This is a genomic window from Halomonas sp. GFAJ-1 (assembly GCA_002966495.1).
In the GTDB taxonomy this organism is placed as follows: Bacteria; Pseudomonadota; Gammaproteobacteria; order Pseudomonadales; family Halomonadaceae; genus Vreelandella.
Map to the genome: position 1 here is coordinate 3,230,671 of CP016490.1, position 24,122 is coordinate 3,254,792.

Below are 24,122 nucleotides of genomic sequence, written 5' to 3' on the forward strand. Positions count from 1 at the left end.
AATCGCCTTATAAATTCTTTCGGGTCGCTGTCGCGACGCGCTTAAATAATTTGCATTGAACGGAATCGGTTATCCCACTGCGCCTTCCAGCGTCACACTGAGTAAAGCTTCAGCTTCAACCGCGAATTCCATCGGCAACTCTTGGAATACATCTTTACAGAAACCATTAACAATCATGCTGACCGCATCTTCCTCAGAGATACCGCGACTCTGGCAGTAGAAAAGCTGGTCTTCACCGATTTTTGAAGTGGTCGCTTCGTGCTCGATGGTCGCGGTGCTGTTGGCAATTTCTTGGTAGGGGAAGGTGTGTGCGCCGCATTTGTCGCCGATCAGCAGCGAATCACACTGGGTGAAATTTCGAGCACCCTTGGCACGAGGACCAATTTTAACCAAGCCACGGTAGGACTGATTGCTTCTGCCCGCTGAAATACCTTTGGAAACAATGTAAGAACGGGTGCCTTCACCAATATGAATCATTTTGGTGCCCGTATCCGCCTGCTGGCGACCATTCGTCACCGCGACGGAGTAAAACTCACCAATGCTGTCTTTACCGCGCAGTACGCAGGAGGGGTATTTCCACGTAATCGCCGAACCGGTTTCTACTTGAGTCCAGCTAATACGTGAGCGATCGCCGCGGCAGTCGCCACGCTTGGTCACGAAATTATAGATACCGCCTTTACCGTTTTCATCACCGGGGTACCAGTTCTGAACCGTGGAATACTTGATGTAAGCATCATCCAGCGCCACGAGCTCTACCACTGCGGCGTGGAGTTGGTTTTCATCGCGCATCGGCGCAGTACAGCCTTCCAGGTAAGAGACCTGCGCGCGGCTTTCGCAAATAATCAGCGTGCGCTCAAATTGACCGGTGTTGGCAGCATTGATACGGAAGTAGGTCGATAGCTCCATTGGGCATTTCACGCCTTCAGGCACGAATACAAATGAGCCATCGGTGAATACCGCAGAGTTCAACGCAGCGAAGTAGTTATCAGCCACCGGCACAACCGTACCCAGGTACTGCTTAATCAGCTCAGGGTAATCACGGATCGCTTCTGAAATAGAACAGAAAATAACGCCCGCTTCAGCCAGCTCTTTTTTGAACGTAGTGGTTACTGAAACCGAGTCAAAAACCGCATCAACGGCAACCCCCGCCAGCGCCGCACGCTCATGGAGCGGGATACCCAGCTTCTCATAGGTTTCAAGCAGCTTGGGATCAACCTCGTCCAAACTTTGGGGACGGTCTTCAGGGCGTTTGGGCGCACTGAAATAGGAAATTGACTGGTAGTCGATGGGTGGGTAATCCAGGTGTGCCCAGGAAGGCGACTCCATCTTTAACCACTGACGATACGCGTCTAGGCGCCACTCCAGCATCCACTCCGGTTCACCTTTCTTATTCGAAATAAAGGCGATGGTGTTTTCATCCAGGCCAGGTGGCAGGGTGTCGCTTTCAATATCTGTTACAAAACCATCTTTGTATTCGCGACGAACCAACTGTTCCATTTCTTCGCTTGCCATGGTGATACCCTCCGGGGCAGTTGGGTGGCGAGGCTAGCTCACCGTCAATGAGTAATAAAGTATGCTTGCTGCGCTTACTAAGCAGAAGCAGCTGAAAGATTGATAGTTTGAATAGGTAGCTGAACGGGTAATTTTATGGGCGTAGTGTCCGCCAAGTGCGCCAGTGTTACGCTCTCAAGCAGCGTTCGAATAGCGAGCGATACACGCTGCCAGTTGTCTGCCACCCCGCAGGTAGCCGCTAGCTCGCACTCGCCTTCTGCTTGGCTGCACTCGGTCATCGCCACCGGCCCTTCAATAGCTGAAATGATTTCAGCTGCCGTGATGTGCGATGCCGGGCGTGCTAACCGGTAACCGCCTTGGGCACCTCGCTGGGACTCCAACAAACCGGCTTTCACCAGCATTTTGAGCGTTTTGCTAACCGTTGGGTGAGGAAGCTGCACCGCCTCTGCCAAACCAGCCGCTGTATGCGAGCCATGGGGATAGCGGGCAATTTGCGCCATTACCACCGCTGCATAATCTGTCAGCCGAGAAAGCTTAAGCATGTGAACTCCCGTTCGCCGTCATATTTGGCTTAGCCGTTAATTGAGTACCATTTTAGTCCTGTATAAATTTGATGTGAAGCCCTAGAGCAAAATCGTTATCAATTTGTGCAAAATATCAGCACGTTCGACCCTAATCGCATCAAAAACAACAATCATTATCATTTAAAAAAGCTATTACTGACGTCTTCGGTTTACACCGATGCACAACGCCTGATAGCGTCATGTATGATAAATGTCGTAATTGCGTTGGGCATTGAGAGATGAAGAGGAGGCATTATGGATTCGGCGGTTAACAATATGGTAAGCGCATCAATGGCGTTGCAGCAGGTACAGGTCGCACAGCAGGCTCAGCTCAGCGTTTTTAAAGATGCGCTTGATGGTCAGGCAGCGCATATCACAGCGCTAATGGACACTATTTCGTTGGAGCCGCAGTTAGCAACAAGTGGCAGCGTGGGCACGCTCATTAATACCACTGCTTAAGCAGTTTTTTGGCAGTTGAATCTGGTAGATAAACACAAAATAGCCCCTTGCGTTAAGGGGCTATTTTTATGTACTTACACACTATATTTTCAGGCTCTCAACGTGCCAATCAAATATTTAGTATTAAGCTTTTTTAACAAATTCTGACTTCAGTTTCATTGGGCCTATGCCATCAACTTTACAGTCAATATCGTGATCTCCATCGACTAACCTGATGCTTTTCACCTTAGTACCCACTTTAACGACCAGCGAACTACCCTTCACCTTTAGATCTTTAATCACCGTCACACTGTCACCATCGGCAAGTAAGTTACCGTTGGCATCGCGAACACCAGCATCTATGTCTTCTGCACCCTCTTCTGCCACTTTCGACCACTCGTTGCCACACTCTGGGCAAACGTACTGCAGGCCATCGTCGTAGGTAAACTCTGAGGCACAGGCAGGACAGTTAGGTAAATCACTCATGTAAGGCTCCAGCGCGAAGAAAGCGATGGAGCCTACACGGCTTAAGCAAAATGCTCCAGCCAAGAGCTTCAATCACTCCCTATGAAAAGTACCGACCAAACGATTCATGCCTAGCAGGTTCGGCTCAACTTCTTTAAGCAGTTCAGCCAACGTTAACCCTTCTGGCAAGTTGGTTTGGTGATCCAATGCCAGCACCCAGAAGTAGTACAGGTGCGGGCCATGGCCTTCGGGTGGCATGGGGCCGCCATAACCCTGATTACCAAAATCGTTGGTACCCGCTGTGCCCACCGCCGTTTTCTCAGTTAGCTCAACCAAGTCACCCGGCAAGTTATACAACACCCAATGAACAAAGCCGTAGCTACCCTCTTTAACTAATGGTGCATCTGGGTCATGGCAGATCACCGCAAATCCTTTGGTACCTTCTGGCGCGCCCTGCCAAGCCAGCGCTGGTGAGATATCGTCTCCGGCGCCAGTATATTGAGCGGGAATCGCCTGATGATTCCCAAACGAACTGCTAGTGACCTGCATTGAGGATAGTGCAAATGCCATGTTGCTCTCCTTTATTGCCAATGTCGTGACCGTCGTTAGCGCTATTGAATGTAGCCAAGGTACTAGGGGGAATCCAGTTGGGCGGCGTGCCGCTGCCACCACTGCCGGGCAATCTGAGTATTTTGGGCATTTCCAGCAGGGTCTAAGGTGGTTGTCAATTGGACATAGTCACCCCGAGTCCTGGCCATCAACAGCGTGTCTTGAGTCGCTAACTGAAGTGCATAAAGCGCCAGCATTAGCTCATACTCATCCTGTGTATTGAGTCGTGCAAACAACAAGGGAACGGCTGGCTTGCCAATTTCCCCTAGCCGCTCAGCGGCGATGTACCACGTGCGGGGGTTATCACGATCTCCGTAACTGGATACAAAACGCCTGTCTGCCAATCGGCTAACATAGTAAGCCGCTTCTTCTTCGGGGCTTATAAACAGAGGCGGTACCCAATCTGTGGCTGACGCCGTGCCTGAATGGCTTGGCTGACCCAGCGCAGAGTGTGGTGATTCCGGCGACACGGGTTCGGCTAACGGCTCAGAAGGCTGTTGCCCGGAGGTGGCGGACTGCCCTGCACACCCCGCTAACCCAGCCACCAACATGCATGCCCCCATAAGCCTCATCCATTTAGCCTGTTGCTTCATCGTTCAATTCCCTGTTAAGTCTCTACACTTATTCAGACCAGCGCCCTTCCCGCTTTAAGCGCCGCTGCACCCACCGATCATAATACCAGCGCAGCCCCGCTTTAATCCCAGGCAAACCTATGAGCCAGGCAATGGGGCGAAAAAGGGGAATGCGCGCCATCAGCAGTTGATAGGCCTCTATTCCTTCGATGATACACCCATCGGCTTTTTCAACATGCAACGAACGCAGCGCCGCCTCTGGCGCCACCCCTTTTTCACGTAACGCCTGCTGATGCTCAGTCACATCGCACCACTTGATATCCTTGGCACGCTTGCCTGCCCAGCGCTCAAATCGGGCGCGGTCTTTACGGCAGCCGGGGCAAATACCATCGTAGTAGACGTTGATAAACGCATGATTAGGCATATAGGCTCTCGTTAAGGCTGTGCCTAATAGTGTGGCACTTCCGCCACGCGACGCAACTCAGCAGGTTTGACCATGAAACGTCTATTAATCATTGCCCATGCGCCTTCAGATAACACCCAAAAAATGCATCAAGCTGTTATCAGTGGCGCGTCTGATTCCAGAATAGAAAATGTGGAAGTGGTCTCTCTTAGTCCGCTTGAAACACAGCCAGAGCATATTAACTCAGCCCACGCCATCATACTGGGGACAACCGAAAACCTGGGGTATATGGCAGGCTTGATGAAGGATGTGTTCGATCGATGCTACTACCCATGCTTGGAGAAAAACGAAGGGCTACCGTTCGCCTTTTATGTGCGAGCCGGTCATGATGGCACGGGAACCCGCCGCGCGATTGAGGGTATTACCACGGGAATGCGCTGGCGATTAGTGCAAGACCCTCTTATCTGTAAGGGTGACTTTCAAGCAGCTTTTCTTGACCAGTGTGAAGAGCTAGGAATGTCGATGGCTGCTAGCCTCGAAGCTGGCATTATCTGAGCAAAATGGAAACATACGTCTAAATTTAACGTTTAGTGTCGATAACCACATTGTATAACGCTGATAAGCCTGCCTTACTGTAAAAAAGCATTGCGCGCTCGTTGCAGCAGCAACTGACGATACGTCCAACGCCATTGCTAATATCCAACGCATGTATTTCAGGTAGCTATTATGCATAAAGTCATCGCTTTTTATGACGATCGCGTACTGGCTCACGAGCCTAACATTGACGCAGATTTTTTACCGGAGCGGATTGATAAGCGCATTCGTCACCTCCTGGCAGGACTGCCTATTCCATGGAAATATCCCGAGCACCCTGGCCGCTTAAAGGCCATACAACTGCTACTTGAGAAAGCACCCATTAAGGGCCTGAAAATCGAAGGCGGAAAAGCCGCCACTGCTGAACAATTAGCCCGTGTCCACACTACCTCCTATTTAAGCGACATTTTTAGCTTAAGGGGCAAAAATGCTTGGCTGGATGTGGATACCACGGCGGTGTCACCCGGCAGTGTTGATGCCGCCGAGGTCGCCGCAGGAACCGCGATTGCCGCCGTAGAAGCCGTTATGGAGAAACGCACCCAGAGTGCGTTCGCCCTCATTCGCCCGCCCGGCCATCATGCCGAGCCCGTACGTGCCCGGGGGTTTTGCTTATTTAATAACGTTGCTGTTGCTGCGGCCCATGCACGCAGCGCTTTAGGCTGTGAGAGAGTGCTGATTATTGATTGGGATGCCCATCACGGTAACGGTACACAGGATATCTTTTGGGCCGACCCTGACGTGATGTTTTTCGATATACACCGCGCTGCCCCCTTCTATCCAGGCTCAGGCCACCTGGAAGAGGTCGGTGCTGGTCTAGGGGAAGGCACGACCATCAATGTGCCGCTACCCGCCGGGGCCGGGGATGAAGCTTACCTCAAAGCGTTTCGCGATATTCTGGCGCCAGCGGCTGCGTGGTTTAAACCCGATATTATTTTAGTCTCAGCGGGCTTTGACCCGCACTGGCACGATTTAGCACTGAATGTTTCCTACGAGGGGTTTGGCGCCCTAACGGGGGCCCTACAACAGTTAGCCGACCAGCACTGTGAGGGCCGCTTGGTGTTTGTACTGGAGGGTGGCTATAACCTGGAATCGCTGGCCAACGGCACCCGAGCAGTACTTGCCGTCTTAGCGGGTAATACCGTGCCTGTCCCCGATACCTGCGGTATTGCGGAAGTCCAAGCGGCCGCTGACTTTCATCGTAATGCGTTTCAAACGAAATAACCGAGCGGCAATAAAAAACGGCACCCTTACTTAGGTGCCGTTTTTGTTGGAAAACGCCGTGTTTATTTCAAACGTTCAAACACGGTCGCTACCCCTTGCCCCATACCGATACACATAGTGGCAAGGCCAAGAGTAGTGTCGCGCTGCTGCATAACATTAAGCAGCGTGGTGCAAATGCGCGAGCCAGAACAGCCCAGCGGGTGGCCCAGAGCAATGGCACCACCATGCAGGTTAACTTTTTCGTCCATGGCATCAAGGAAGCCCAGGTCTTTCAGGACCGGTAAGCCTTGAGCCGCAAACGCTTCGTTAAGCTCAACGGTTTGAATATCCGCAGCCGATAACCCTGCCGCTTTCAGCGCTTTCTTAGACGCAGGCACTGGGCCGTAACCCATGATGGAAGCATCACAACCAGCCACACCCGTTGAGAGCACTTTCGCAATCGGCTCAAGCCCCAGGGCTTGGGCACGCTCGTAGCTCATTACGGCCATGGCTGACGCCCCTACCGACAGCGCCGATGACGTGCCAGCGGTAACGGTACCATTGCGCGGGTCAAATACTGGTTTGAGATTTGCCATAGACTCCAGGCTCGCCTCAGGACGAATAACTTCGTCGTTTTTAACCAGTACTTTAAAGCCGCGTTGGTCATGACCTTCGACGCCAATAATTTCGTTATCGAAGTAACCCTTCTCCATCGCTGCCTGGGCACGCTGGTGAGAACGCACGCCAAACTTATCCTGATCTTCACGCGAAATGCCGTGCATCTTACCCAGCAGCTCAGCGGTCAGGCCCATCATCATCGCGGCTTTTGCAGCGTGCTTACTGGCGGCAGGGTTAACATCAACGCCGTGAGCCATGGGCACGTGCTCCATGTGCTCTACCCCACCAATCACGTAAAAGTCGCCCATGCCTGCTTTAATATTGGCAGCGGCGATGTGCAGCGCGGTCATTGAGGAGCCGCACAAACGGTTTACGGTCTGCGCAGGCACCGAACGCGGAATGCCGGTCATAATCGCGGCATTACGAGCGATGTTCATGGACTGCTCAAGGGTCTGGTTAACGCAGCCCCAAATCACATCATCCACTTCGGACGGGTCTAGGTTGGCGTTGCGAGCAAACAGTGCCTGCATCACCGCAGCGGACAGGTTCTCAGCGCGTACATTACGGAACGCGCCGTTTTTAGCTTTCGCCATGGCGGTACGTACACCGTCAACCACCACGATATCTCTTGGGTTCAAACTCATCATCTATCTCCTATGCGTGGTGGTTAGGCCTGGTTGCCAGCGTAAAATTGCTCATTATTTTGAGCCATCTGGCGCAACTTCTCAGTCGGCGCATACAGCGGGCCTAACTCATCCGCAAGGTTTTCAGCCAGCTTCACAAACTCAGCAACGCCCATCGCATCGATGTAGCGTAGCGCGCCGCCGCGGAAGGGAGGGAAACCAATACCGTAGATCAACGCCATATCAGCTTCAGCAGGCGTCTCAACAATGCCATCTTCCAAGCAGCGAACGGTTTCCAGGCAAAGCGGTACCATCATGCGAGCAATGATGTCTTCATCAGTAAACTCTTTCTGCTCTTTGACGACGTCTTTGACCAGCGCGTAGGCCTGCTCGTCGGTGACTTTCTTCGGCTTGCCTTTCTTGTCTTCCTCGTAGGCGTAGAAGCCTTTATCGTTTTTCTGGCCCAGGCGCTTGTTGTCGTACATCACCTGAATAGCAGTTTTGCCATCCCGTGCCATACGATCGGGGAAGCCCTCAGCCATCACTTCGTTAGCGTGAACAGCAGTATCTAAACCTACGACGTCCAGCAGATAAGCGGGGCCCATGGGCCAACCGAACTTCTCCATTACCTTATCAACACGCTGGAAGTCAGCCCCTTGCTCCACCAGGAAGCTGAAACCACCGAAGTAAGGGAACAGTACGCGGTTAACCAGGAAGCCAGGGCAGTCGTTAACTACGATGGGGGTTTTGCCCATGGCACGCGCATAAGCAACCGTTGCCGCCACAGCAGCGTCTGAGGTCTTCTCGCCGCGGATAACTTCAACTAGCGGCATACGGTGTACCGGGTTGAAGAAGTGCATGCCGCAGAAGTTTTCAGGACGCTTAAGGTTTTTCGCCAGACGATTGATGGAAATCGTCGAGGTGTTAGACGTCAGAATGGTATTTTCGCTGACTAGGCCTTCCACTTCGGTCAGTACAGCGTCTTTGACGTTGGGGTTTTCAACCACGGCTTCAACCACTAGGTCGACGCTGTCGAAATCACCGTAAGAGAGCGTAGGACGAATATTGGTCAGCTTCTCGGCCATCTGCTCGACCGTCATCTTTTTACGCTCAACCTGCTTGGAGAACAGTTTACGCGCTTCTTTCAGGCCCAGCTCAATCGCTTCCTCATTGATGTCTTTCATTACAATGGGTGTGCCTTTACTGGCGCTTTGGTAGGCAATACCACCGCCCATAATACCCGCACCAAGCACTGCCGTTTGCTTAACCGGCTGCGACTGTTTCTCGTATTTGCTGCCTTTCTTCTTAACCACTTGGTCGTTAAGGAACAGACCCACCAAGTTAAAGGCAACGCTGCTCAGCGCTAGCTTGGCAAAGGCTTTTGCCTCAATAGCTTGAGCACGGGCACGGGTTTCACCTGCGCCTTTTTGGATAACTTTGATTGACTCTACCGGCGCTGGGTAGTGGGGGCCAGCCTTACCGGCTACAAACCCTTTGGCGGTTTCAAACGCCATCATTTGCTCAATTGCGTTGAGGTTGAGCGGCGCTTTCTTTTCATCACGGCGCGCTTGGTAATCAAGCTCACCGGCATTGGCACGGTCAAGTATGTCTAGCGCGGCTTCTTCGAGAAGCTCGTGGGCCACAACCGCATCCACTGCGCCAACCTTAAGCGCAGCGTTAGCACGGTTTTCCGTACCACCCGCAATCCATTCGATAGCGTTATCAGCACCAATCAGGCGAGGTAAGCGAACACAGCCACCCCAGCCAGGCAAGATGCCAAGTTTGGTCTCAGGCAAGCCAATTTTGGCTTTTTCACTCATTACCCGGAAGTCGGTGGTCAGCAGCACTTCACAACCGCCACCTAACGCTAACCCATTGATCGCCGTGACGGTGGGGAAAGGCAGGTCTTCAATGGCGTTGAAGATATCGTGTACCTTGAGGTTCATCTCAACCAGGTACTCTTCGCCTTTATCAAATAGGCTATGGAACTCAGTAATATCGGCACCGACGATGAACGCCTCTTTGCCACTACTGATGACTAAGCCCTGTAAACCGCTTTCGCCTTGAAGCGCTTTAACGGCTTCCCCCAGCTCGGCGACTACACCGCTAGAAAGTTTATTGACGGACTCACCTTTCAAATCGAAAGTGAGTTTTGCGATGTCATTGCCACCTTGGGTATCACGACGCTCCACCGTGATGGCATTGCCTTGATAGATCATCCGCGCTCTCTCCACAAGTTCGGGCCGGCGCCTTGTTTCGGGCCTGCCTCGCATTTCATACGGTCGTTTGATTGCATAAGCTTGGTTGAGTTACTCAAGAACGTCAAGCCCTGACTTTCGGCTAACATGCTTAGCGGCTATTAACATGGCTAGCGGCTATGACTCAGCGTGGCGTGCGACGTTCAGTAGAAAAGCCTCGCCTTAACGCTAGATAACCTGACACCATGCGATGTTCGCTCTAAACCTAACACCATCATGCTGTTTTACTGTGAGTCACCCTGCTATGAGCGCCCTGCTTACCCCTTCGCGTATAACCTCTCTACAAAATCGCGTTGAGCGCTTGGTCGAGCGCTTTAAACCATGGAGCTGGCTGTGGCCGCCAATGGCTTTTGCGGCAGGCCTGGGCAGTTTTTTCCTTGTTGACCGCCAGCAGTGGCTGGGGGTGGTATTGGCGCTAGGGCTTCTCTTCGCTTGGCTGCTGCTACTTTCAGAAGGCTTAATTAGCCGTTGGCTTGCAAAGCGCGGGCACCCCACGTTGCCCCAGGGCGTCACTACGTTTATCGCCCAAATGATTCACCAAGAAACGCTCTTCTTTACCCTACCGTTCATTTTAATCACTACCGTGTGGAATAGCGGTCAAACGTTATTTGCCGCACTGGTAGTTGGCATGGCGGCGTTATCGATCATTGATCCGCTCTACTACAAGCTAGCGGGTCGCTGGCGTAGCCTCTACTTTATTTTTCATGCCCAGTGCGTCTTTTTGGTCGTCCTAGTGATTTTGCCGATCATGTTTCACCTCACGACCCGCCAAAGCCTGCTATTGGCGCTTGTAATAACCGTACTCGTGGCACTGCCTAGCTTTTGGCATTTACTGAACAAGCGTTCGCTAAAGCACTGGTGCCTATTTTTTGGGCTAACGATGGTGCTAGCGTATGCCGCATGGTTTGGTCGTATTTGGGTGCCGCCTGCAAGCCTATGGATGACCAGTAGCGCGCTGTCACCGGCCTTCAACGTTCAACAGCGCCAGCCGCAAGGCTCTATTGCGCTTACACCACAGGCATTACAAGCCAACGGCCTATATGTTTATACCGCCATACGGGCGCCCCGGGGCTTAAGCGAAACGATCTACCATGCGTGGCACCACAACGGAACGCTTATCGATCTGGTGGAGCTTTCAATTAATGGGGGGCGTGAACAGGGCTACCGGGCCTGGAGCCATAAACTCAATTTCCCCGCAGACCCCTCGGGTAACTGGCGCATCGACATCATGACCGATGGCGGGCAGCGGTTAGGCTTACTTCGCTTTAACGTATCAGATGCCCCGGGTGAGGCCTCTATTGCCGACGGCCATATTAACCCCAGCGGTTTAAGCGGCCTCAATTTACGCCGTTTTATTCCTGGAAGAAGTAGCGACGTCGAGTCGTCAAGCGGGAACTGAATAACAGAACACCTTGCATTCAGCGGTTCAGCTAATGACAATTCCTCTACTTACACTTACTGGTAGCCAATTGCTATGCCGTCATCCATTGGTTTTCGTCTCGCCCGCTTGCCGCACTTGTGGCGCTCTATCATCGACCGCAGGCTAGCCCCACTGGGGCTAACACAAACCCGCTGGGTCACGCTTTACCATCTTTGGAAACTTGGGGAAGGCAACCCTCAGTGCGATCTTGCCCGTGCGATTGGGGTTGAAGCCCCTTCATTAGTGCGCACCCTTGGCCAGTTGGAAGAGCAAGGCTTGGTAGAGCGCCGCGCCTGCGATAATGATCGCCGCAGTAAACGCATCTACCTGACCCCGGCGGCCATGCCGCTGCTTGAGCAAATAGACAGCGTCGTTCAAGAAGCACGCAAAGAGATGCTGGCAGGGCTGGGTGAAAATGAGCTGGAAAAACTAGATGGGTGGCTTGGGCTAATTGAGTCTAACGGGCTTGCCATACAAGCACGGGACCAAGGCCCCCCCAGCGAATAAACGATGAATAGCGCCGCGACTAGCCGCTACGTACTAAAAGCGGCGCTCTGGGTGTTGAGTGCCTAATGGCTTACTAACGGGTTTGTCAGATAGCCCGCCGAGTGCATTTTTCAGCTGGTTAAAGTCATCTAAGTAGGTGCTAAATCGCTCGGCGTTTTGAGACTCCCACCACCATAGGGTAAGCGAGCGCGGAGTAGATTCGATAACTAGCGCATCTTGGGGCAAGCGCTCCAACAGTGCCTTGAAGGGTTCGGTGGCGTTATCGGGTAGCGTTCGTAACGGCGCGATGCGCCACCGCCACCCAGCGTGATAAAGCTCAAGTGCTTCGCTGGCACTTCCCTCCCTTAGCAAAACAAATGTCGGCCCAGGCGCATCCTGCGGATAGTACCAGCGGTATGCAGGCATGGTGCCGCGAAAATGATGCAACGGGGGCTTATCCATTTTAATGGTCACCCCTTGTTTTCTGGCGCTATCACGCAGGGCCATCTGGCGCTTCTGCTTAGGGCTTGGCTTAAGCCACATTACCGGCGCGATCACGAACATCAATATCAAAACGATGATTAACCATTCCATTCTAACCCCACCCTTTTCGGACAAAATGCGTTAGCTATCTGAAAAAACCATGATACAGGTCGTTGTTAAGAGAGCCTTTGAAGCCTAAAGTAAAGAGCATCTAACAAAGTTTCTTCTTTGTTACTTATCGCTAAAGGAGAACAGCCATGAGCTATCGCCACATTCTAGTAGCCGTTGATTTAACCAAAGACTCGCACAAGATTTTAGAGCGTGCTGTGGCTATCGCCGAGCGTAACCAAGACGCTAAAATTTCCATCATGCATACGCTTGAGCCCCTGGGCTTCGCTTACGGCGGCGATATCCCCATGGACCTTACCAGCATTCAAGACCAGTTAGACGAGCACGCTAAAAAACGCCTTGCTGAAATTGCATCGCCGCATATTTCTCAAGCCAATCAACATGTCGTGGTCGGCATGCCAGACACTGAAATCCACCGCTTTGCCGAAGAGCACGATGTTGATTTAATCGTGGTAGGTTCACACGGTCGGCATGGGTTTGCCCTGCTACTTGGCTCCACATCCACTGGCGTTCTGCACGGTGCTCAGTGCGATGTACTTGCGGTGCGTGTGGGTAAAAAAGGCGAAAAGAGCGACGAATAAACTGTTAGCGCTCAAAAGTCAGTTACAAGGCGCCCATTATGGGCGCCTTGTTTGTTGTTCGACACTATTCGCCGTTAGCCATGGCCTCTAGCTCCATCCAGCGCTCCATAGCCACTTCCAGCGCTTGCTGCACGCCTTCCAGCTGTTGCAGCTTGGCGGTCACGCTACTGGCGTCCTGCTGGTAAAAATCAGGATTGCCTATTTCTTGCTCTAATGCCTCAACCTCACTTTCCAGCCGCTCTATTTCACCAGGCAACGTATCTAGTTCCCGCTGCAGTTTGTAGGAGAGTTTAACGGCTTTCTTAGCAGGCTCGACAATCGGCGGCTCAGGCGTTTTTTCCACCGCTTTGCTGGTCGGTTCGGTATTCTGGCGCGCTGCGCCATCCCAGGGTGCAGGTGGCAACTTGCCCCCTTGGCGAATCCAATCCGTGTAGCCACCGACGTACTCCCGCACACAACCCTCACCCTCGAAGGCCAACATGCTGGTGACAACGTTATCCATAAACGTCCGGTCGTGGGAAACCAACAGCAGCGTGCCGTCAAAGTCCAGCAGCAGCTCTTCAAGCAGCTCCAATGTTTCCATATCCAAGTCGTTGGTCGGCTCATCCAGCACCAGCACATTGGCAGGCTGCGTAAACAACTTGGCCAGTAGGAGCCGATTGGATTCACCGCCGGAAAGTGCTTTCACCGGTTGGCGCACACGGTCCGGTGTGAACAGGAAGTCCTGAAGGTAGCTCATCACGTGGCGATCTTTCCCGCCAACGCTGACCCGATCGCTGCCTTGGGCAACGTTATCGTAAACGGTTTTTTCCAGCTCCAGGCCAGCACGCAGCTGATCGAAGTAGGCCACCTGCAAATTGGTGCCCAACTGGACGCTACCCTCGGTTGGCGCAAGCTCGCCTAGCAAAATTTTCAGCAGCGTGGTTTTACCAGCGCCGTTGCGGCCTAAGAAGCCAATGCGGTCGCCGCGCATTGCTTCAAGGTTTACATCACGCAGGATAACCTCGTTTCCAAACCGTTGCGTGACACCTTTCAGTTCGACTACCCGCTTACCGGTGCGCTCGCCGCTATCCACCGTGAGATTGGCCGTACCTTGGCGTTCGCGGCGCTGGCTACGTTCCAATCGCATTTGTTCCAGCTCACGCACTCGGCCTTCGTTACGGGTACGACGCGCCTTGACGCCCTGACGGATCCAAACCTCTTCCTGAGCCAGCTTCTTATCAAACAGCGCGTTTTCTCGGGCTTCTACTTCCAGCTCGTGCTGCTTACGCTCTTGATATCCAGCGTAGGTACCCGGGTAACGACCCAACTTTCCTCGGTCTAGCTCAAGGATATTGGTCGCCAATTTAGATAAAAAAGCCCGGTCGTGGGTAATCAGCAATACCGCGCCGTTAAAGGCTAACAGTTGCTCTTCCAGCCACGCGATGGTGTCTAGGTCCAGGTGGTTGGTAGGCTCATCCAGCAGCAACAGGTCAGGCTCTGAAACCAGCGCACGCGCCAACGCAACGCGGCGCCGCCAACCGCCGGAAAGCGCGCTCATTTCAGCTTCAGGCGGCAGCCCTAAGCGGGTGAGAACGACATCGATACTCTGATGAAATGACCAGCCGTCAATAGCCTCAATGCGGGTTTGCAGCTTGGCCATGCGATTCATATCAGGGTCGGGCTCATTGATTAAGTGCTGATATTCAGACAGCAGCTCCCCGGCCTCGGGCAACCCTTGGGCGACCATATCAAAAATAGTCATACCGGAGGATTCTGGTAGCTCCTGGGCCAGCACGCCGATTTTCAAACCCGGAGCGCGCCAAATCGAGCCATCATCGGCTTGAATATCACCTGCCACCAATTTCAACAACGTTGACTTACCGGTGCCGTTGCGCCCGACCAGCGCTAGCCGCTCGCCTTTTTCAACCGTTAGGTCGGCGCGGTTAAGTAGTACTTGGGTGCCATAGGCGAGTTGCAGCTGTTCGAGTCGTAACAAGGTCACGCAGTATCCTCCTTCGTCGTGAGGCGCACAGTGTAACGCATGCACTGCATAAGAGGGGCAACCTTGTAGAGGCGAAGATCACATCGTGCTAACGTCGTGTCAATATTCGATAATCATTACGTAGCGTCTGGGACGTTATGAGGGCAGGTGTGCAGTGACAGTGACTGTTTCGATGCACTTCGTGAACGAGCTGCTTTATGGCTTACCGGGCAGCGTGCAGTCTCAAAACCGCTATTTAGAACAGGCGGGAATTTCTCCTTTTTTATTAAGCGCGCCCAACGGGCGGGTCACTGTTGAACAATTTGCTGAGCTTTATCGGCTTATCGCCCTTGAGTTAGACGATGAGACACCGCGTTTTTTTTCACGCCCGCTGCGCTGCGGCACCCTGAAGCTACTCTGTTTAAGCTTGTTAGATGCCCCCACGCTGCACGTCGCCTTGCACCGCTATACACAGTTTTTCAGAATTATGCTGGACGATTTCAGTTACGCTTTTTCTGTTAACAATGGCGTGGCACGCATGGCGTTAGTTGAACATGCTGCTCTACCGGGTAGCCGCATTCTAGTTCATGAGCTAATGCTGAAACTGTTCCACGGCATTGCTTCGTGGATGATCGCCCGCAAGATTCCCCCTGTCTTAATGGAGTGTAATTACGCGCCGCCCTCCTATAACGCCGACTACCTCTATTTCTATCCTGGTAAGGTGCGCTTTAATCAACCCCAAACCGCCATGTCGTTTGATCAATCGCTATTAAATCACCCTATCCGCCAAACCAAACAGCACTTAGGCGCGTTTTTACAGCGCGCCCCGGCCGACTGGTTTTATGTCTCGTTTGAAGAGCAGCTGTTAACTCACCGGGTGCGCGAACATCTAAGGCGACATTTACCTGCGGCGGCCAACGTTGCCCATGTTGCCGACGCGCTGCATATGTCGGTGCGCACGTTGTCACGCCGACTAAAATTGGAAGGCACGCATTTCCAAGCGGTAAAAGATGAATTTCGCCGCGATTATGCGGTTCAGGCTTTAACCCGCAGTGCTCAGCCGCTTACCTCTATTGCCGATACGCTCGGGTTTGAAGACTTAGCCTGCTTTAGCCGCGCATTTAAACAGTGGACCGGTAATTCGCCCGCCGCCTATCGAAAAGCGCGTGCGGCGAGCGTCAAACAGTAATTCCTTATATTTTTCCCTTATATTTCTGTTCGAATGCGCTTTTTATCCAGTTTGCCGACGCTGGTTTTAGGGATTTCATCAACCATACGGATAAGCGATGGAATGCCCCAGCGGTTGATAGCGCCCTGCTCGACGAACTGCTCCATAAAGGCTTGCACCTCCTCTGCCGTGGGCGGGTTCTTCAGATCGCTGGGCACCACTAACGCAGCCGGGCGCTCACCCCATTTATCATCGGCAACGCCAATCACAGCCACCTCAGCAACGCCTGGGCACTGGCTGATATAGCTTTCCAGCTCAAGCGATGAGAGCCACTCCCCGCCGGTCTTAATAACATCTTTAATGCGGTCACTAATGGCTAAGAAGCCGTGCTCGTCAATGGAGCCCACATCGCCTGTATGTAGCCAACCATCACGCCATAACTCTTCGCTGCGCTTTTCTTCTTTGTAGTAGGCCTGAGTGAGCCAGGGTGCTTGGGCACGTACTTCGCCGACACTTTCACCATCATGGGGTAGCGGTTTGCCGTCGGTATCAACCACTTGTAACTTAACCAAGGGCACTGGTAGGCCAGCCTTGCAGCGCCAAGGAAGCTGGGTATCGAAGTCCGCCTCACCCACCTCACGGGGCAGAATATCCGCTGTAAGCAGCGGGCATGTTTCCGACATGCCGTAGGCGCTGCGCGTATCAATACCCAGCGACCAAGCGCGACTGGCCAACGCCTGGGTTAGCGCGCTGCCCCCTACCAGCACTTTCCAGCCACTTAGGTCTACTTTTTTCGACGCAATCGCATCCGCACTGACCACCATATTCAGCAGCGTGGGAACGCAGTGAGAAAAATCGACCTTTTCACTAACCAGCAGCTTGACCAGCATCTCGGGCTCGTATTTGCCCGGGTACACCTGGGTGGCCCCCATCAGTGTGGCGGTATAGGGCACGCCCCATGCATGCACATGGAACATTGGCGTGATGGGCATGTAGACCTTGTCACGATTGAGCAGCTCAAAGCCCGGTGCCTGGAAGGTACTGGCTTCACCCAGGGTATGCAGCACTAACTGTCGATGCGTAAAAAACACCCCTTTGGGATTACCGGTAGTGCCTGTGGTGTAAAACAGCGTGGCCACGGCATTTTCATCAAAGATAGGGAAATCGTAATGACTGGGTTGCTCACTTAATAACGCCTCAAACTCCCCCACCAGAGGTAACGACGTGTTGACGTCTCTCGCCTCCTCCTGGCACAGCATGTAACCGTGAATATTGGGTAACTTATCCGCTAGAGGCTCAAGCAGTGGCACAAAGTCTTCGTGCACCAGTACGAACACATCTTCGGCGTGCTCCATGGTGTACAGAATCTGCTCGGGCGCTAAGCGCACGTTCACCGTGTGTAGCACAGCGCCAATCATGGGAATGGCGAAGAAGCATTCAAGGTAACGGTGGCTGTCCCAATCCAGAACGGCCACCACATCCCCTGCTTTTACGCCCTTTGCCGTTAGCGTATGGGCAAGCTGATGCACCCGTTCACGAAAACGTCGGTAATCGTGGCGGCACTGGTCGCGATAAACAATTTGATTGTTACCCGCCATACGCACGCCTGACTCAAGCAAGTCGCCGATTAACAGTGGAGAATTAGTCGCGGAAGGCGTTGGAGGAATAATCTTGGGCGTTATCGTCGACATAAATACTCACCTTTTTGATTGTGTTGGCAAAATTAACCTATGCGTTCAAGAAGTAACCTTTACGCCTGAGCCCAGAATCACCAGCGCTCAATCAACAGTGCAATGCCCTGCCCACCGCCGATACACAGCGTCACTAGACCAAAACGGCCCCCGGTACGCTCTAATTCATGCAAGGCTTTTAAGATTAAGATAGCGCCTGTGGCACCTACCGGATGACCCAGCGCCACCGCACCGCCGTTAGGATTCAATTTTTCTAGTGGGAAACCCAGGGTGCCGGCAACGGCCATTGCTTGAGCCGCAAAGGCTTCATTGGACTCAATGACATCGATATCGTTGATGTGCAGCCCCGCTTGCTGAAGGCAGCACTTAACGGCGGGTATTGGCCCCAGCCCCATCAGCGAAGGCTCTACACCGGCCGTTGTAGCCACCCGCAGCCGTGCACGCGGGGTTAAGCCACGCGCCTTGGCTTCCTCTGCGTGGGCCAGCACTAACGACGCCGCACCATCATTAATACCGGAGGCGTTACCCGCCGTCACGATCCCATCTTTCTTGAACGCCGGCTTTAGACGAGCTAAATCGCTAAGTTCGACGCCTTCACGCACATGCTCGTCGCGTTTAAAGGAGATCGTCTGTTTGCCTTGGGCAACCTCAACGGCCACGATTTGCTCATCAAAGCGCCCTTCGGCAATCGCTCGGGCCGCCTTGTGGTGGCTATCGACGGCAAACTGATCCAGCTGCTCGCGGGTTAAGCCATACTGCTTAGCGATATTTTCTGCTGTCATCCCCATGTGCCCACTGCCAAACGGGTCGCTGAGAATGCCTAGGGTAAGATCCTGAATATTGGCATCCCCCATGCGTATTCCATTACGCGCCTGGGGTGGCAGCACATAGGCACCTCGTGACATGGACTCTGCCCCACCCGCTAGCGCCAGACGACTATCGCCCAGTGCAATTTGCTGGGCAGCCGACACCACGGCTTGCACACCGGAACCACACAGCCGGTTCACGTTAAAGGCGCCCGCTTCTTTGGGAGCACCGGCATTCAATGCAATGTGCCGCGCAAGATAGGCATCCTGGGGGCCGGTGGTAATAATGTGCCCATACACCGAGTGGTCAATATCCTCGCCCGCAACGCCCGCTCGACGAAGCGCTTCCTGAGCAGTAATCGTCCCTAGTTCAAAAGGCGCCAGCGATGAGAGTGTCCCCCCAAATCCTCCAATGGCAGTGCGGGCACCGCCCAAAATGACAACGCTATCCAGTTGCATGTGAACTCCTTAATCATGGCGCCCGGCTGAGGGATTATGCGACTTTTCCCAGCAGCGAACGCGCGACAACTTCTTTCATAATTTCCGAACTGCCTGCATAAATAGTTTGTACGCGGGCGTCCAAGTAAAAGCGTGAAATGGGGTATTCATGGGTATAGCCATAACCACCAAACAGCTGAAGACAACGATCAACAGCACGGCACTGGAGCTCGCTAAGCTGTAGTTTTAGGATAGCTGCATCCGTGCTGGTCATCGTGCCATGGCGGTACTTATCGACACATTGGTCAAAATACGCCCGCGCCATGTCTAGCTGCGCTTTTATTTCAGCCAGCGTAAAGCGGGTATTTTGGAAATCAGCCACCCGCTGGCCGAAAGCGTGGCGCTGGGTTACGTAATCAAGCGTCAACGCGAGCGCCCCTTCAACGGCACCCAACGCTTGGGCGCCAACCCCTAACCGCTCCCGGGGCAGCTCTTGCATCAAGTAACGAAAACCCGCGCCTTCTTCGCCCAATAAGGCGCTGTGTGGCAACAACAATTGGTCAAACGCCAGTTCTGCCGTGTCGCTGGCATGCTGGCCAATTTTCTTGATCGGCTTACCCCGCGAAAAACCAGGTAACGTCGTGTCTACCAAAAATAGTGATACCCCTTTCGCCCCTGCACTGGGGTCGGTTTTCGCACAAACGATCACTAGGTCGGCTACTTGGCCATTGGTAATGAACAGTTTGCTGCCGTTAAGCACCCAGCCATCAACGGTTTTATTAGCGCGCGTTTTCATCGCCGCTAAGTCGCTTCCGGCGTGGGGCTCGCTCATGGCGATAGCCCCCAGACATTCCCCTAGGGCCATGGCGGGCAACCACGCCTCACGCTGCTCGTTGGTGCCTAGGTTTTGAAGATAGGGCATCACAATGTTGGCGTGGATATTGTAAGCACTGGCTAACCCGCCAAAACCTTGGCGGGATATTTCCTCAAGTGCCAGCTGGGTAATGGCAATATCAGCGCCAGCGCCACCCCAGGTGTCATCAAGATCAATCCCTAATAACCCGGCAGCCCCTAGCGCTCTCCAGAGTGAACGGGGTATTTCTCCAGCCTCCTCCCACTGCTGGTAAAAAGGGGCGACTTCTTGCGCCAAACAGCGCGAAATCATGGCATGAAACAGCTCGTTGGTCTGGGCGTCCATGCTTAATCCTTAAGGTCTTGACGAAGGTGACGTTTGAGGATTTTACCTGCCGTGCTTTTGGGCAGTGTGTCGGCAAACACCACGCGCTTAGGCACTTTATAGGGGGCTATTAAGCTTTTCGCATGGTGAATCAGCTCATCTTCGCTAACCTTTTGACCCTCTTTCACCACAACGACCGCGGTAATTGCCTCTATCCATTTCTCATCGGGTAGGCCAACCACCGCCACCTCAGATATAGCCGTATGCTTGAAAAGGGCTTCTTCCACTTCGCGGCTCGCTACCAGTACGCCGCCGGTATTGATAACGTCTTTAATCCGATCAACCACATACAGGTAGCCTGCTTCGTCGAAATAGCCCACGTCGCCGGAGTGGAACCAATCGCTCTGAAAGGCCTCGGCGGTCATATCAGGCTTATCCCAGTAACCTGTCATTAACTGAGGCGAGCGGTGAACAATCTCCCCATGTTCGCCAGGCGCCACATCGTTCATATCTAAATCGACGATGCGAGTTTCCACGGTGAGGATAGGCCGCCCTGCTGAGGCTGGGCGTTCGGCATGCTCTTCTGGACGCAACACCGTGGCTAAAGGGGCAATCTCGCTCTGCCCATAGCAGTTATAAAGCCCTACCCCATGAAAGCGCTGCTGCATCTCTTCCAACACGGGCACCGGCATAATGGAGGCCCCGTAATACGCTTTTTTAAGGCTGGTTAAATCAAACTGATCAAATGTCGCGTGACGCAGCAGGCTGATCCAGACGGTTGGCGGTGCAAAAAACGAGGCGATGTTATGCTCTGAAATCGCAGCGAGACAGCTCTCTGGAAGCGGTGCTTCAAGTAGATAAACGGGGGCACCCAGCAGCAGGGCGGGCATTAAAAAAACATGCATCTGCGCCGAATGGTAAAGCGGCAAAGCAGCCAACATCGCGTCGTCACTGTTTATATCCAGCTCAACCATGCAGGCCATGTATTCAGCCATTAATGCCTGATGACTCATCATCGCGGCTTTGGGTGCTGCGGTGGTTCCCGAGGTGTAAAGCAGTTGGGCTAAGCTACTTCCTTCTAGCGCCACATCGGGCTCATGGGATGCTTGAGAAGTTCGTGCACAGGTCAGCACGTCAAAGTCTGTTGGGCCGCCTTCGTCAGCGGCGTACAGGGTTCCCGCTAGAGTTAAACCCAAACCTTGTGTCGCTTCAGCGACTTTATCGGCTAGCACAGTATCGCTGAGCAGCCCTTTCGCCCCCGACTGCTCCAGGATATAGCGCAGTTCTTCGCTGCTAAGCGCAAAGTTAATGGGGACATGCACAAGCCCGGCCTTGGTGGCGGCCAGCCAAGCAATCACGTAGGCGTCTGAGTTCTTGCCGTATACCGCCAACCGGTCCCCTGGCGAAAGCCCTGCCTCCAGCAGGCCATTGGCGACTTGGTTAGCAGCGTTATTGAGCGCTTGATAATTCCATGCCCGCTCACCAAAGGTAAGCGCTGGCCGCTGTGCGTACTTGCGAGCGCTGCGATTTAACGCAGCGCCGATGGTATTGCGGTGGATTAAATGCGTGTTCGACATGCCAAGTCCTTATTAGTGTTGTGCTTGATTGGCAGGGCGTTAGCTATTAACGAGCGGGCAAACGCTTTCAGATAGCGGCCGAAACGCTTCTTCGGCGGGAATAGTGCGCACCACTCGGAAAAGGTCATTTTCGTCTGCAGACTCATCCGGCGATTTCACCTCAACTAGATACATGTCGTGCACCATCCGGCCATCTTCACGGATGTAGCCGTTGGTGGCGAAAATATCGTTAATCGGGGTGTCGGCCATCTGTTGGCGAACTGTTTGGGTATCGTCTGTACCCGTGGCTTCAATCGCTTCTAAATAATGAAGGGTACTAGAGTAGAGGCCCGCGTGAACCATCGTTGGCATACTGCCAGTACGCTCGCGGAAGCGCTCTGCCCAGGCACGCGTTTCTTCGTTTAAATCGTAGTACCAGGCTTTTGTGAACTGCAGCCCCTGGGCATTTTCCAGACCGATACTGCGTATGTCAGTGCTGAACAGCACCATGCCCGCTAAAATTTGGCCCGCTTGCGTAATACCAAACTCCCCAGCTGTTTGAACGGCATTAATGGTATCGCCGCCGGCATTATTTAAGGCAATGACGTCAGCGCCAGACGCTTGGGCCTGAAGCATAAAAGAGGAGAAATCATTATTGGGGAATGGGTGTCGCGCGCGTCCTACTACGGTGCCACCATTTTCGGTAACCACACGCTCCACATCGGCCTCAAGGGCGTGGCCAAACGAGTAGTCGGCGCTTAACAGATACCAGTTCTTGTAGCCTTCATCGGTAATCGCTTTTGCCGTACCGTTGGACATAGCCCAGGTATCATAGACCCAGTGGATATGGTTAGGGGAGCAGTGCTCGTTAGTCACCCCAGAAGATACCGCGCCATTCACCAGGCCCAATTTATCCGCGTCTTCTAAAAGCCTAACAGCCGCCAATGTGACCGATGATGCCACTAAGCCTGTGACCATATCGACATTGCGCTCATCAATCCATTCGCGCACAACGCTTGATCCTACATCCGGGCTATTACGATCATCGGCACTGAAAACCACAATGTTGGCGCCGTGCACGCTGCCACCCACATCTTCAATCGCCATCTCAATGGCATCTTGCCCTAGAGGGCCAATGGGATCTCGATAAACACCTGACATATCAGCTAGGTAGCCAATTCGAATTTCATTATCCGAAATACCATTACTGGCAAAAGCGCTTGGGGCAACGCTAGCAGCAAGCAGGGCAGCCGATAGCGTAGACAGCGTGAAAGTTCGTGATAGTCGCATAGTTATTAACCTGTCTATTGTTGTTATTGGGTAGGCCTTAATGGCGCTTTAGGCCGTGGCTCTTATTCATAGTAAGAGTAAAAATCGCTTATCTGTTTACCTATCAAGCCAGTTTTTTTGCAATTCGTGCCATTCGTAGCCGCAATCGACTGTCATGCTCCATTAGTCGATACCGCTTACCAGCGTTACAATAGGGTTTTGCCGTTGAGTAGGAGCAAGGTGTGGGCACACCCTATACGGATGAATTTTTACCCGACGCGCTGCAATTTCGTCCCGATACGCCGCTGGTGGATATTGGCGCAAACCTGACCCACGAGAGCTTTCAGCGTGACCTTGGTGATGTCATTGCCAGAGCGAAAGCAGCCAATGTGACTGCGCTGATTGTTACCGGCACGGATATCGAACATGCCGAACAAGCAGTTGCTATGGCGCAACAGTTTAAAGGCGTATACGCAACCGCAGGGGTTCACCCTCATGACGCCAAAGGCTGGAACAGCGATGTAGCGAACCAACTGAAAGCGCTTCACGGGCAGCCTGAAGTTGTCGCTGTTGGTGAGTGCGGGCTAGACTTTAACCGCAACTTTTCGACACCTCAGGCGCAAGAGCGAGCCTTTGAAGCTCAGTTAGGTTTAGCCGTTGAAAGCGGTTTGCCACTTTTCTTGCATGAGCGCGATGCGGGCCAACGCATGAAAGAGATGCTGCGCAGCTGGCGCGATGATATCAGCCAAGCAGTTATTCACTGCTTTACCGCTGACCGCGCAACGCTACATGGCTACCTTGACCTTGACCTTCACATTGGTTTAACCGGCTGGATTTGCGACGAACGTCGAGGCCACTCCCTTCGCTCGCTGGTTAACGATATTCCCCTTGAGCGTTTGATGGTGGAAACCGACTGCCCTTATCTGCTGCCCCGCAACCTTCCTGCAAAATTGAAAGGGCGCCGACACGAGCCAGCCCTGCTACCCTGGATTGTAAAAGAAATTGCCCTTTGGCATAACGTAAGCGAAACAGAGCTAGGCGAGGCAACCACCCGCACGGCTCAGCGTTTTTTCCGCATTGACGCAGCATCTTAATAGGAG

23 protein-coding genes are annotated in these 24,122 nt (G+C 53.2%); 8 read left to right on the plus strand and 15 right to left on the minus strand.

Annotation, left to right across the window (positions count from 1 at the left end; genetic code table 11):
* Window positions 1-69 precede the first annotated feature (69 nt).
* Window positions 70-1,512: a Fe-S cluster assembly protein SufB gene (locus tag BB497_14545; protein ID AVI63843.1), complete on the minus strand. Its 1,443-nt coding sequence runs from the start codon at window positions 1,510-1,512 to the stop codon at window positions 70-72.
* Between the two features lie 77 nt (window positions 1,513-1,589).
* Window positions 1,590-2,054, minus strand: a complete 465-nt coding sequence (locus tag BB497_14550; protein ID AVI63844.1) for an SUF system Fe-S cluster assembly regulator — start codon at window positions 2,052-2,054, stop codon at window positions 1,590-1,592.
* A 276-nt stretch (window positions 2,055-2,330) separates the two neighbouring features.
* Here BB497_14550 and BB497_14555 point away from each other — a divergent pair, with 276 nt between their 5' ends.
* Entirely contained in the window at window positions 2,331-2,534 is a 204-nt protein-coding gene (locus BB497_14555; GenBank protein ID AVI63845.1) for a hypothetical protein, read from the plus strand.
* Window positions 2,535-2,657: 123 nt separating this feature from the next.
* Here BB497_14555 and BB497_14560 read toward each other — a convergent pair whose 3' ends face one another.
* The 4 genes from BB497_14560 to BB497_14575 form a co-directional block, all read right to left on the minus strand.
* On the minus strand, window positions 2,658-2,999 hold the full coding sequence (locus BB497_14560; GenBank protein ID AVI63846.1) for an alkylphosphonate utilization protein: 342 nt from the start codon (window positions 2,997-2,999) through the stop codon (window positions 2,658-2,660).
* Between the two features lie 72 nt (window positions 3,000-3,071).
* A complete protein-coding gene (locus tag BB497_14565; GenBank protein ID AVI63847.1) occupies window positions 3,072-3,548 on the minus strand; it encodes a phospholipid-binding protein in 477 nt (158 codons plus the stop codon).
* Between the two features lie 62 nt (window positions 3,549-3,610).
* Window positions 3,611-4,057: a hypothetical protein gene (locus tag BB497_14570; GenBank protein ID AVI64365.1), complete on the minus strand. Its 447-nt coding sequence runs from the start codon at window positions 4,055-4,057 to the stop codon at window positions 3,611-3,613.
* A 151-nt stretch (window positions 4,058-4,208) separates the two neighbouring features.
* Window positions 4,209-4,583 carry a thiol-disulfide oxidoreductase gene (locus BB497_14575; GenBank protein AVI63848.1) on the minus strand — a complete coding sequence of 125 codons (375 nt, stop codon included), beginning with the start codon at window positions 4,581-4,583 and terminating at the stop codon, window positions 4,209-4,211.
* 72 nt (window positions 4,584-4,655) lie between these two features.
* On the opposite strand from BB497_14575, the gene BB497_14580 reads away from it, so the two are divergent.
* Complete coding sequence (locus BB497_14580) at window positions 4,656-5,117, plus strand: flavodoxin (GenBank protein AVI63849.1); 462 nt, start codon at window positions 4,656-4,658, stop codon at window positions 5,115-5,117.
* 171 nt (window positions 5,118-5,288) lie between these two features.
* Window positions 5,289-6,377 carry a histone deacetylase gene (locus tag BB497_14585; GenBank protein ID AVI63850.1) on the plus strand — a complete coding sequence of 363 codons (1,089 nt, stop codon included), beginning with the start codon at window positions 5,289-5,291 and terminating at the stop codon, window positions 6,375-6,377.
* A 62-nt stretch (window positions 6,378-6,439) separates the two neighbouring features.
* On the opposite strand, the gene fadA is transcribed toward BB497_14585, so the two are convergent.
* Window positions 6,440-7,621, minus strand: a complete 1,182-nt coding sequence (gene fadA / locus BB497_14590) for a 3-ketoacyl-CoA thiolase (GenBank protein AVI63851.1) — start codon at window positions 7,619-7,621, stop codon at window positions 6,440-6,442.
* A gap of 20 nt (window positions 7,622-7,641) precedes the next feature.
* Window positions 7,642-9,816: a multifunctional fatty acid oxidation complex subunit alpha gene (locus tag BB497_14595; GenBank protein ID AVI63852.1), complete on the minus strand. Its 2,175-nt coding sequence runs from the start codon at window positions 9,814-9,816 to the stop codon at window positions 7,642-7,644.
* 283 nt (window positions 9,817-10,099) lie between these two features.
* On the opposite strand from BB497_14595, the gene BB497_14600 reads away from it, so the two are divergent.
* Window positions 10,100-11,254 (plus strand): hypothetical protein, encoded by a 1,155-nt coding sequence (locus tag BB497_14600; protein ID AVI63853.1) that lies wholly within the window; start codon window positions 10,100-10,102, stop codon window positions 11,252-11,254.
* A 75-nt stretch (window positions 11,255-11,329) separates the two neighbouring features.
* Window positions 11,330-11,782, plus strand: a complete 453-nt coding sequence (locus tag BB497_14605; protein AVI63854.1) for a transcriptional regulator — start codon at window positions 11,330-11,332, stop codon at window positions 11,780-11,782.
* A gap of 33 nt (window positions 11,783-11,815) precedes the next feature.
* Here the strand turns inward: BB497_14605 and BB497_14610 are convergent, their stop codons facing one another.
* Window positions 11,816-12,355, minus strand: coding sequence for a hypothetical protein (locus BB497_14610; protein ID AVI63855.1), 540 nt, complete (start codon window positions 12,353-12,355; stop codon window positions 11,816-11,818).
* Window positions 12,356-12,501: 146 nt separating this feature from the next.
* Between BB497_14610 and BB497_14615 the strand changes: the two genes are divergently transcribed.
* Window positions 12,502-12,954, plus strand: a complete 453-nt coding sequence (locus BB497_14615) for a universal stress protein UspA (protein ID AVI63856.1) — start codon at window positions 12,502-12,504, stop codon at window positions 12,952-12,954.
* Between the two features lie 64 nt (window positions 12,955-13,018).
* On the opposite strand, the gene BB497_14620 is transcribed toward BB497_14615, so the two are convergent.
* Entirely contained in the window at window positions 13,019-14,938 is a 1,920-nt protein-coding gene (locus tag BB497_14620) for an ABC transporter ATP-binding protein (protein AVI63857.1), read from the minus strand.
* Window positions 14,939-15,110: 172 nt separating this feature from the next.
* Here BB497_14620 and BB497_14625 point away from each other — a divergent pair, with 172 nt between their 5' ends.
* Window positions 15,111-16,106, plus strand: a complete 996-nt coding sequence (locus BB497_14625) for an AraC family transcriptional regulator (protein ID AVI63858.1) — start codon at window positions 15,111-15,113, stop codon at window positions 16,104-16,106.
* Window positions 16,107-16,123: 17 nt separating this feature from the next.
* On the opposite strand, the gene BB497_14630 is transcribed toward BB497_14625, so the two are convergent.
* From BB497_14630 to BB497_14650, 5 genes are all read right to left on the minus strand, one after another.
* Window positions 16,124-17,776 (minus strand): long-chain fatty acid--CoA ligase, encoded by a 1,653-nt coding sequence (locus BB497_14630; protein ID AVI63859.1) that lies wholly within the window; start codon window positions 17,774-17,776, stop codon window positions 16,124-16,126.
* 77 nt (window positions 17,777-17,853) lie between these two features.
* Entirely contained in the window at window positions 17,854-19,041 is a 1,188-nt protein-coding gene (locus tag BB497_14635) for an acetyl-CoA acetyltransferase (protein AVI63860.1), read from the minus strand.
* A gap of 34 nt (window positions 19,042-19,075) precedes the next feature.
* Window positions 19,076-20,218, minus strand: coding sequence for an acyl-CoA dehydrogenase (locus BB497_14640; GenBank protein AVI63861.1), 1,143 nt, complete (start codon window positions 20,216-20,218; stop codon window positions 19,076-19,078).
* 2 nt (window positions 20,219-20,220) lie between these two features.
* On the minus strand, window positions 20,221-21,774 hold the full coding sequence (locus BB497_14645; protein ID AVI63862.1) for an acyl-CoA synthetase: 1,554 nt from the start codon (window positions 21,772-21,774) through the stop codon (window positions 20,221-20,223).
* A gap of 39 nt (window positions 21,775-21,813) precedes the next feature.
* Window positions 21,814-23,043 (minus strand): ABC transporter permease, encoded by a 1,230-nt coding sequence (locus tag BB497_14650; GenBank protein ID AVI63863.1) that lies wholly within the window; start codon window positions 23,041-23,043, stop codon window positions 21,814-21,816.
* A 221-nt stretch (window positions 23,044-23,264) separates the two neighbouring features.
* Between BB497_14650 and BB497_14655 the strand changes: the two genes are divergently transcribed.
* Window positions 23,265-24,116, plus strand: coding sequence for a hydrolase TatD (locus BB497_14655; protein AVI63864.1), 852 nt, complete (start codon window positions 23,265-23,267; stop codon window positions 24,114-24,116).
* The last annotated feature ends 6 nt before the right edge of the window (window positions 24,117-24,122 follow it).

What these genes read in the sequence shown, in the direction of transcription:
- BB497_14595 (AVI63852.1), bottom strand. Translation starts at nt 9,816, where the DNA reads ATGATCTATCAAGGCAATGCCATCACGGTGGAGCGTCGTGATACCCAA.
- BB497_14565 (AVI63847.1), bottom strand. Translation starts at nt 3,548, where the DNA reads ATGGCATTTGCACTATCCTCAATGCAGGTCACTAGCAGTTCGTTTGGG.
- BB497_14635 (AVI63860.1), bottom strand. Translation starts at nt 19,041, where the DNA reads ATGCAACTGGATAGCGTTGTCATTTTGGGCGGTGCCCGCACTGCCATT.
- BB497_14555 (AVI63845.1), top strand. Translation starts at nt 2,331, where the DNA reads ATGGATTCGGCGGTTAACAATATGGTAAGCGCATCAATGGCGTTGCAG.
- BB497_14605 (AVI63854.1), top strand. Translation starts at nt 11,330, where the DNA reads ATGCCGTCATCCATTGGTTTTCGTCTCGCCCGCTTGCCGCACTTGTGG.
- BB497_14615 (AVI63856.1), top strand. Translation starts at nt 12,502, where the DNA reads ATGAGCTATCGCCACATTCTAGTAGCCGTTGATTTAACCAAAGACTCG.
- BB497_14580 (AVI63849.1), top strand. Translation starts at nt 4,656, where the DNA reads ATGAAACGTCTATTAATCATTGCCCATGCGCCTTCAGATAACACCCAA.
- BB497_14625 (AVI63858.1), top strand. Translation starts at nt 15,111, where the DNA reads ATGCACTTCGTGAACGAGCTGCTTTATGGCTTACCGGGCAGCGTGCAG.
- fadA (AVI63851.1), bottom strand. Translation starts at nt 7,621, where the DNA reads ATGATGAGTTTGAACCCAAGAGATATCGTGGTGGTTGACGGTGTACGT.
- BB497_14550 (AVI63844.1), bottom strand. Translation starts at nt 2,054, where the DNA reads ATGCTTAAGCTTTCTCGGCTGACAGATTATGCAGCGGTGGTAATGGCG.
- BB497_14560 (AVI63846.1), bottom strand. Translation starts at nt 2,999, where the DNA reads ATGAGTGATTTACCTAACTGTCCTGCCTGTGCCTCAGAGTTTACCTAC.
- BB497_14585 (AVI63850.1), top strand. Translation starts at nt 5,289, where the DNA reads ATGCATAAAGTCATCGCTTTTTATGACGATCGCGTACTGGCTCACGAG.
- BB497_14610 (AVI63855.1), bottom strand. Translation starts at nt 12,355, where the DNA reads ATGGAATGGTTAATCATCGTTTTGATATTGATGTTCGTGATCGCGCCG.
- BB497_14600 (AVI63853.1), top strand. Translation starts at nt 10,100, where the DNA reads ATGAGCGCCCTGCTTACCCCTTCGCGTATAACCTCTCTACAAAATCGC.
- BB497_14645 (AVI63862.1), bottom strand. Translation starts at nt 21,774, where the DNA reads ATGTCGAACACGCATTTAATCCACCGCAATACCATCGGCGCTGCGTTA.
- BB497_14640 (AVI63861.1), bottom strand. Translation starts at nt 20,218, where the DNA reads ATGGACGCCCAGACCAACGAGCTGTTTCATGCCATGATTTCGCGCTGT.
- BB497_14575 (AVI63848.1), bottom strand. Translation starts at nt 4,583, where the DNA reads ATGCCTAATCATGCGTTTATCAACGTCTACTACGATGGTATTTGCCCC.
- BB497_14545 (AVI63843.1), bottom strand. Translation starts at nt 1,512, where the DNA reads ATGGCAAGCGAAGAAATGGAACAGTTGGTTCGTCGCGAATACAAAGAT.
- BB497_14650 (AVI63863.1), bottom strand. Translation starts at nt 23,043, where the DNA reads ATGCGACTATCACGAACTTTCACGCTGTCTACGCTATCGGCTGCCCTG.
- BB497_14630 (AVI63859.1), bottom strand. Translation starts at nt 17,776, where the DNA reads ATGTCGACGATAACGCCCAAGATTATTCCTCCAACGCCTTCCGCGACT.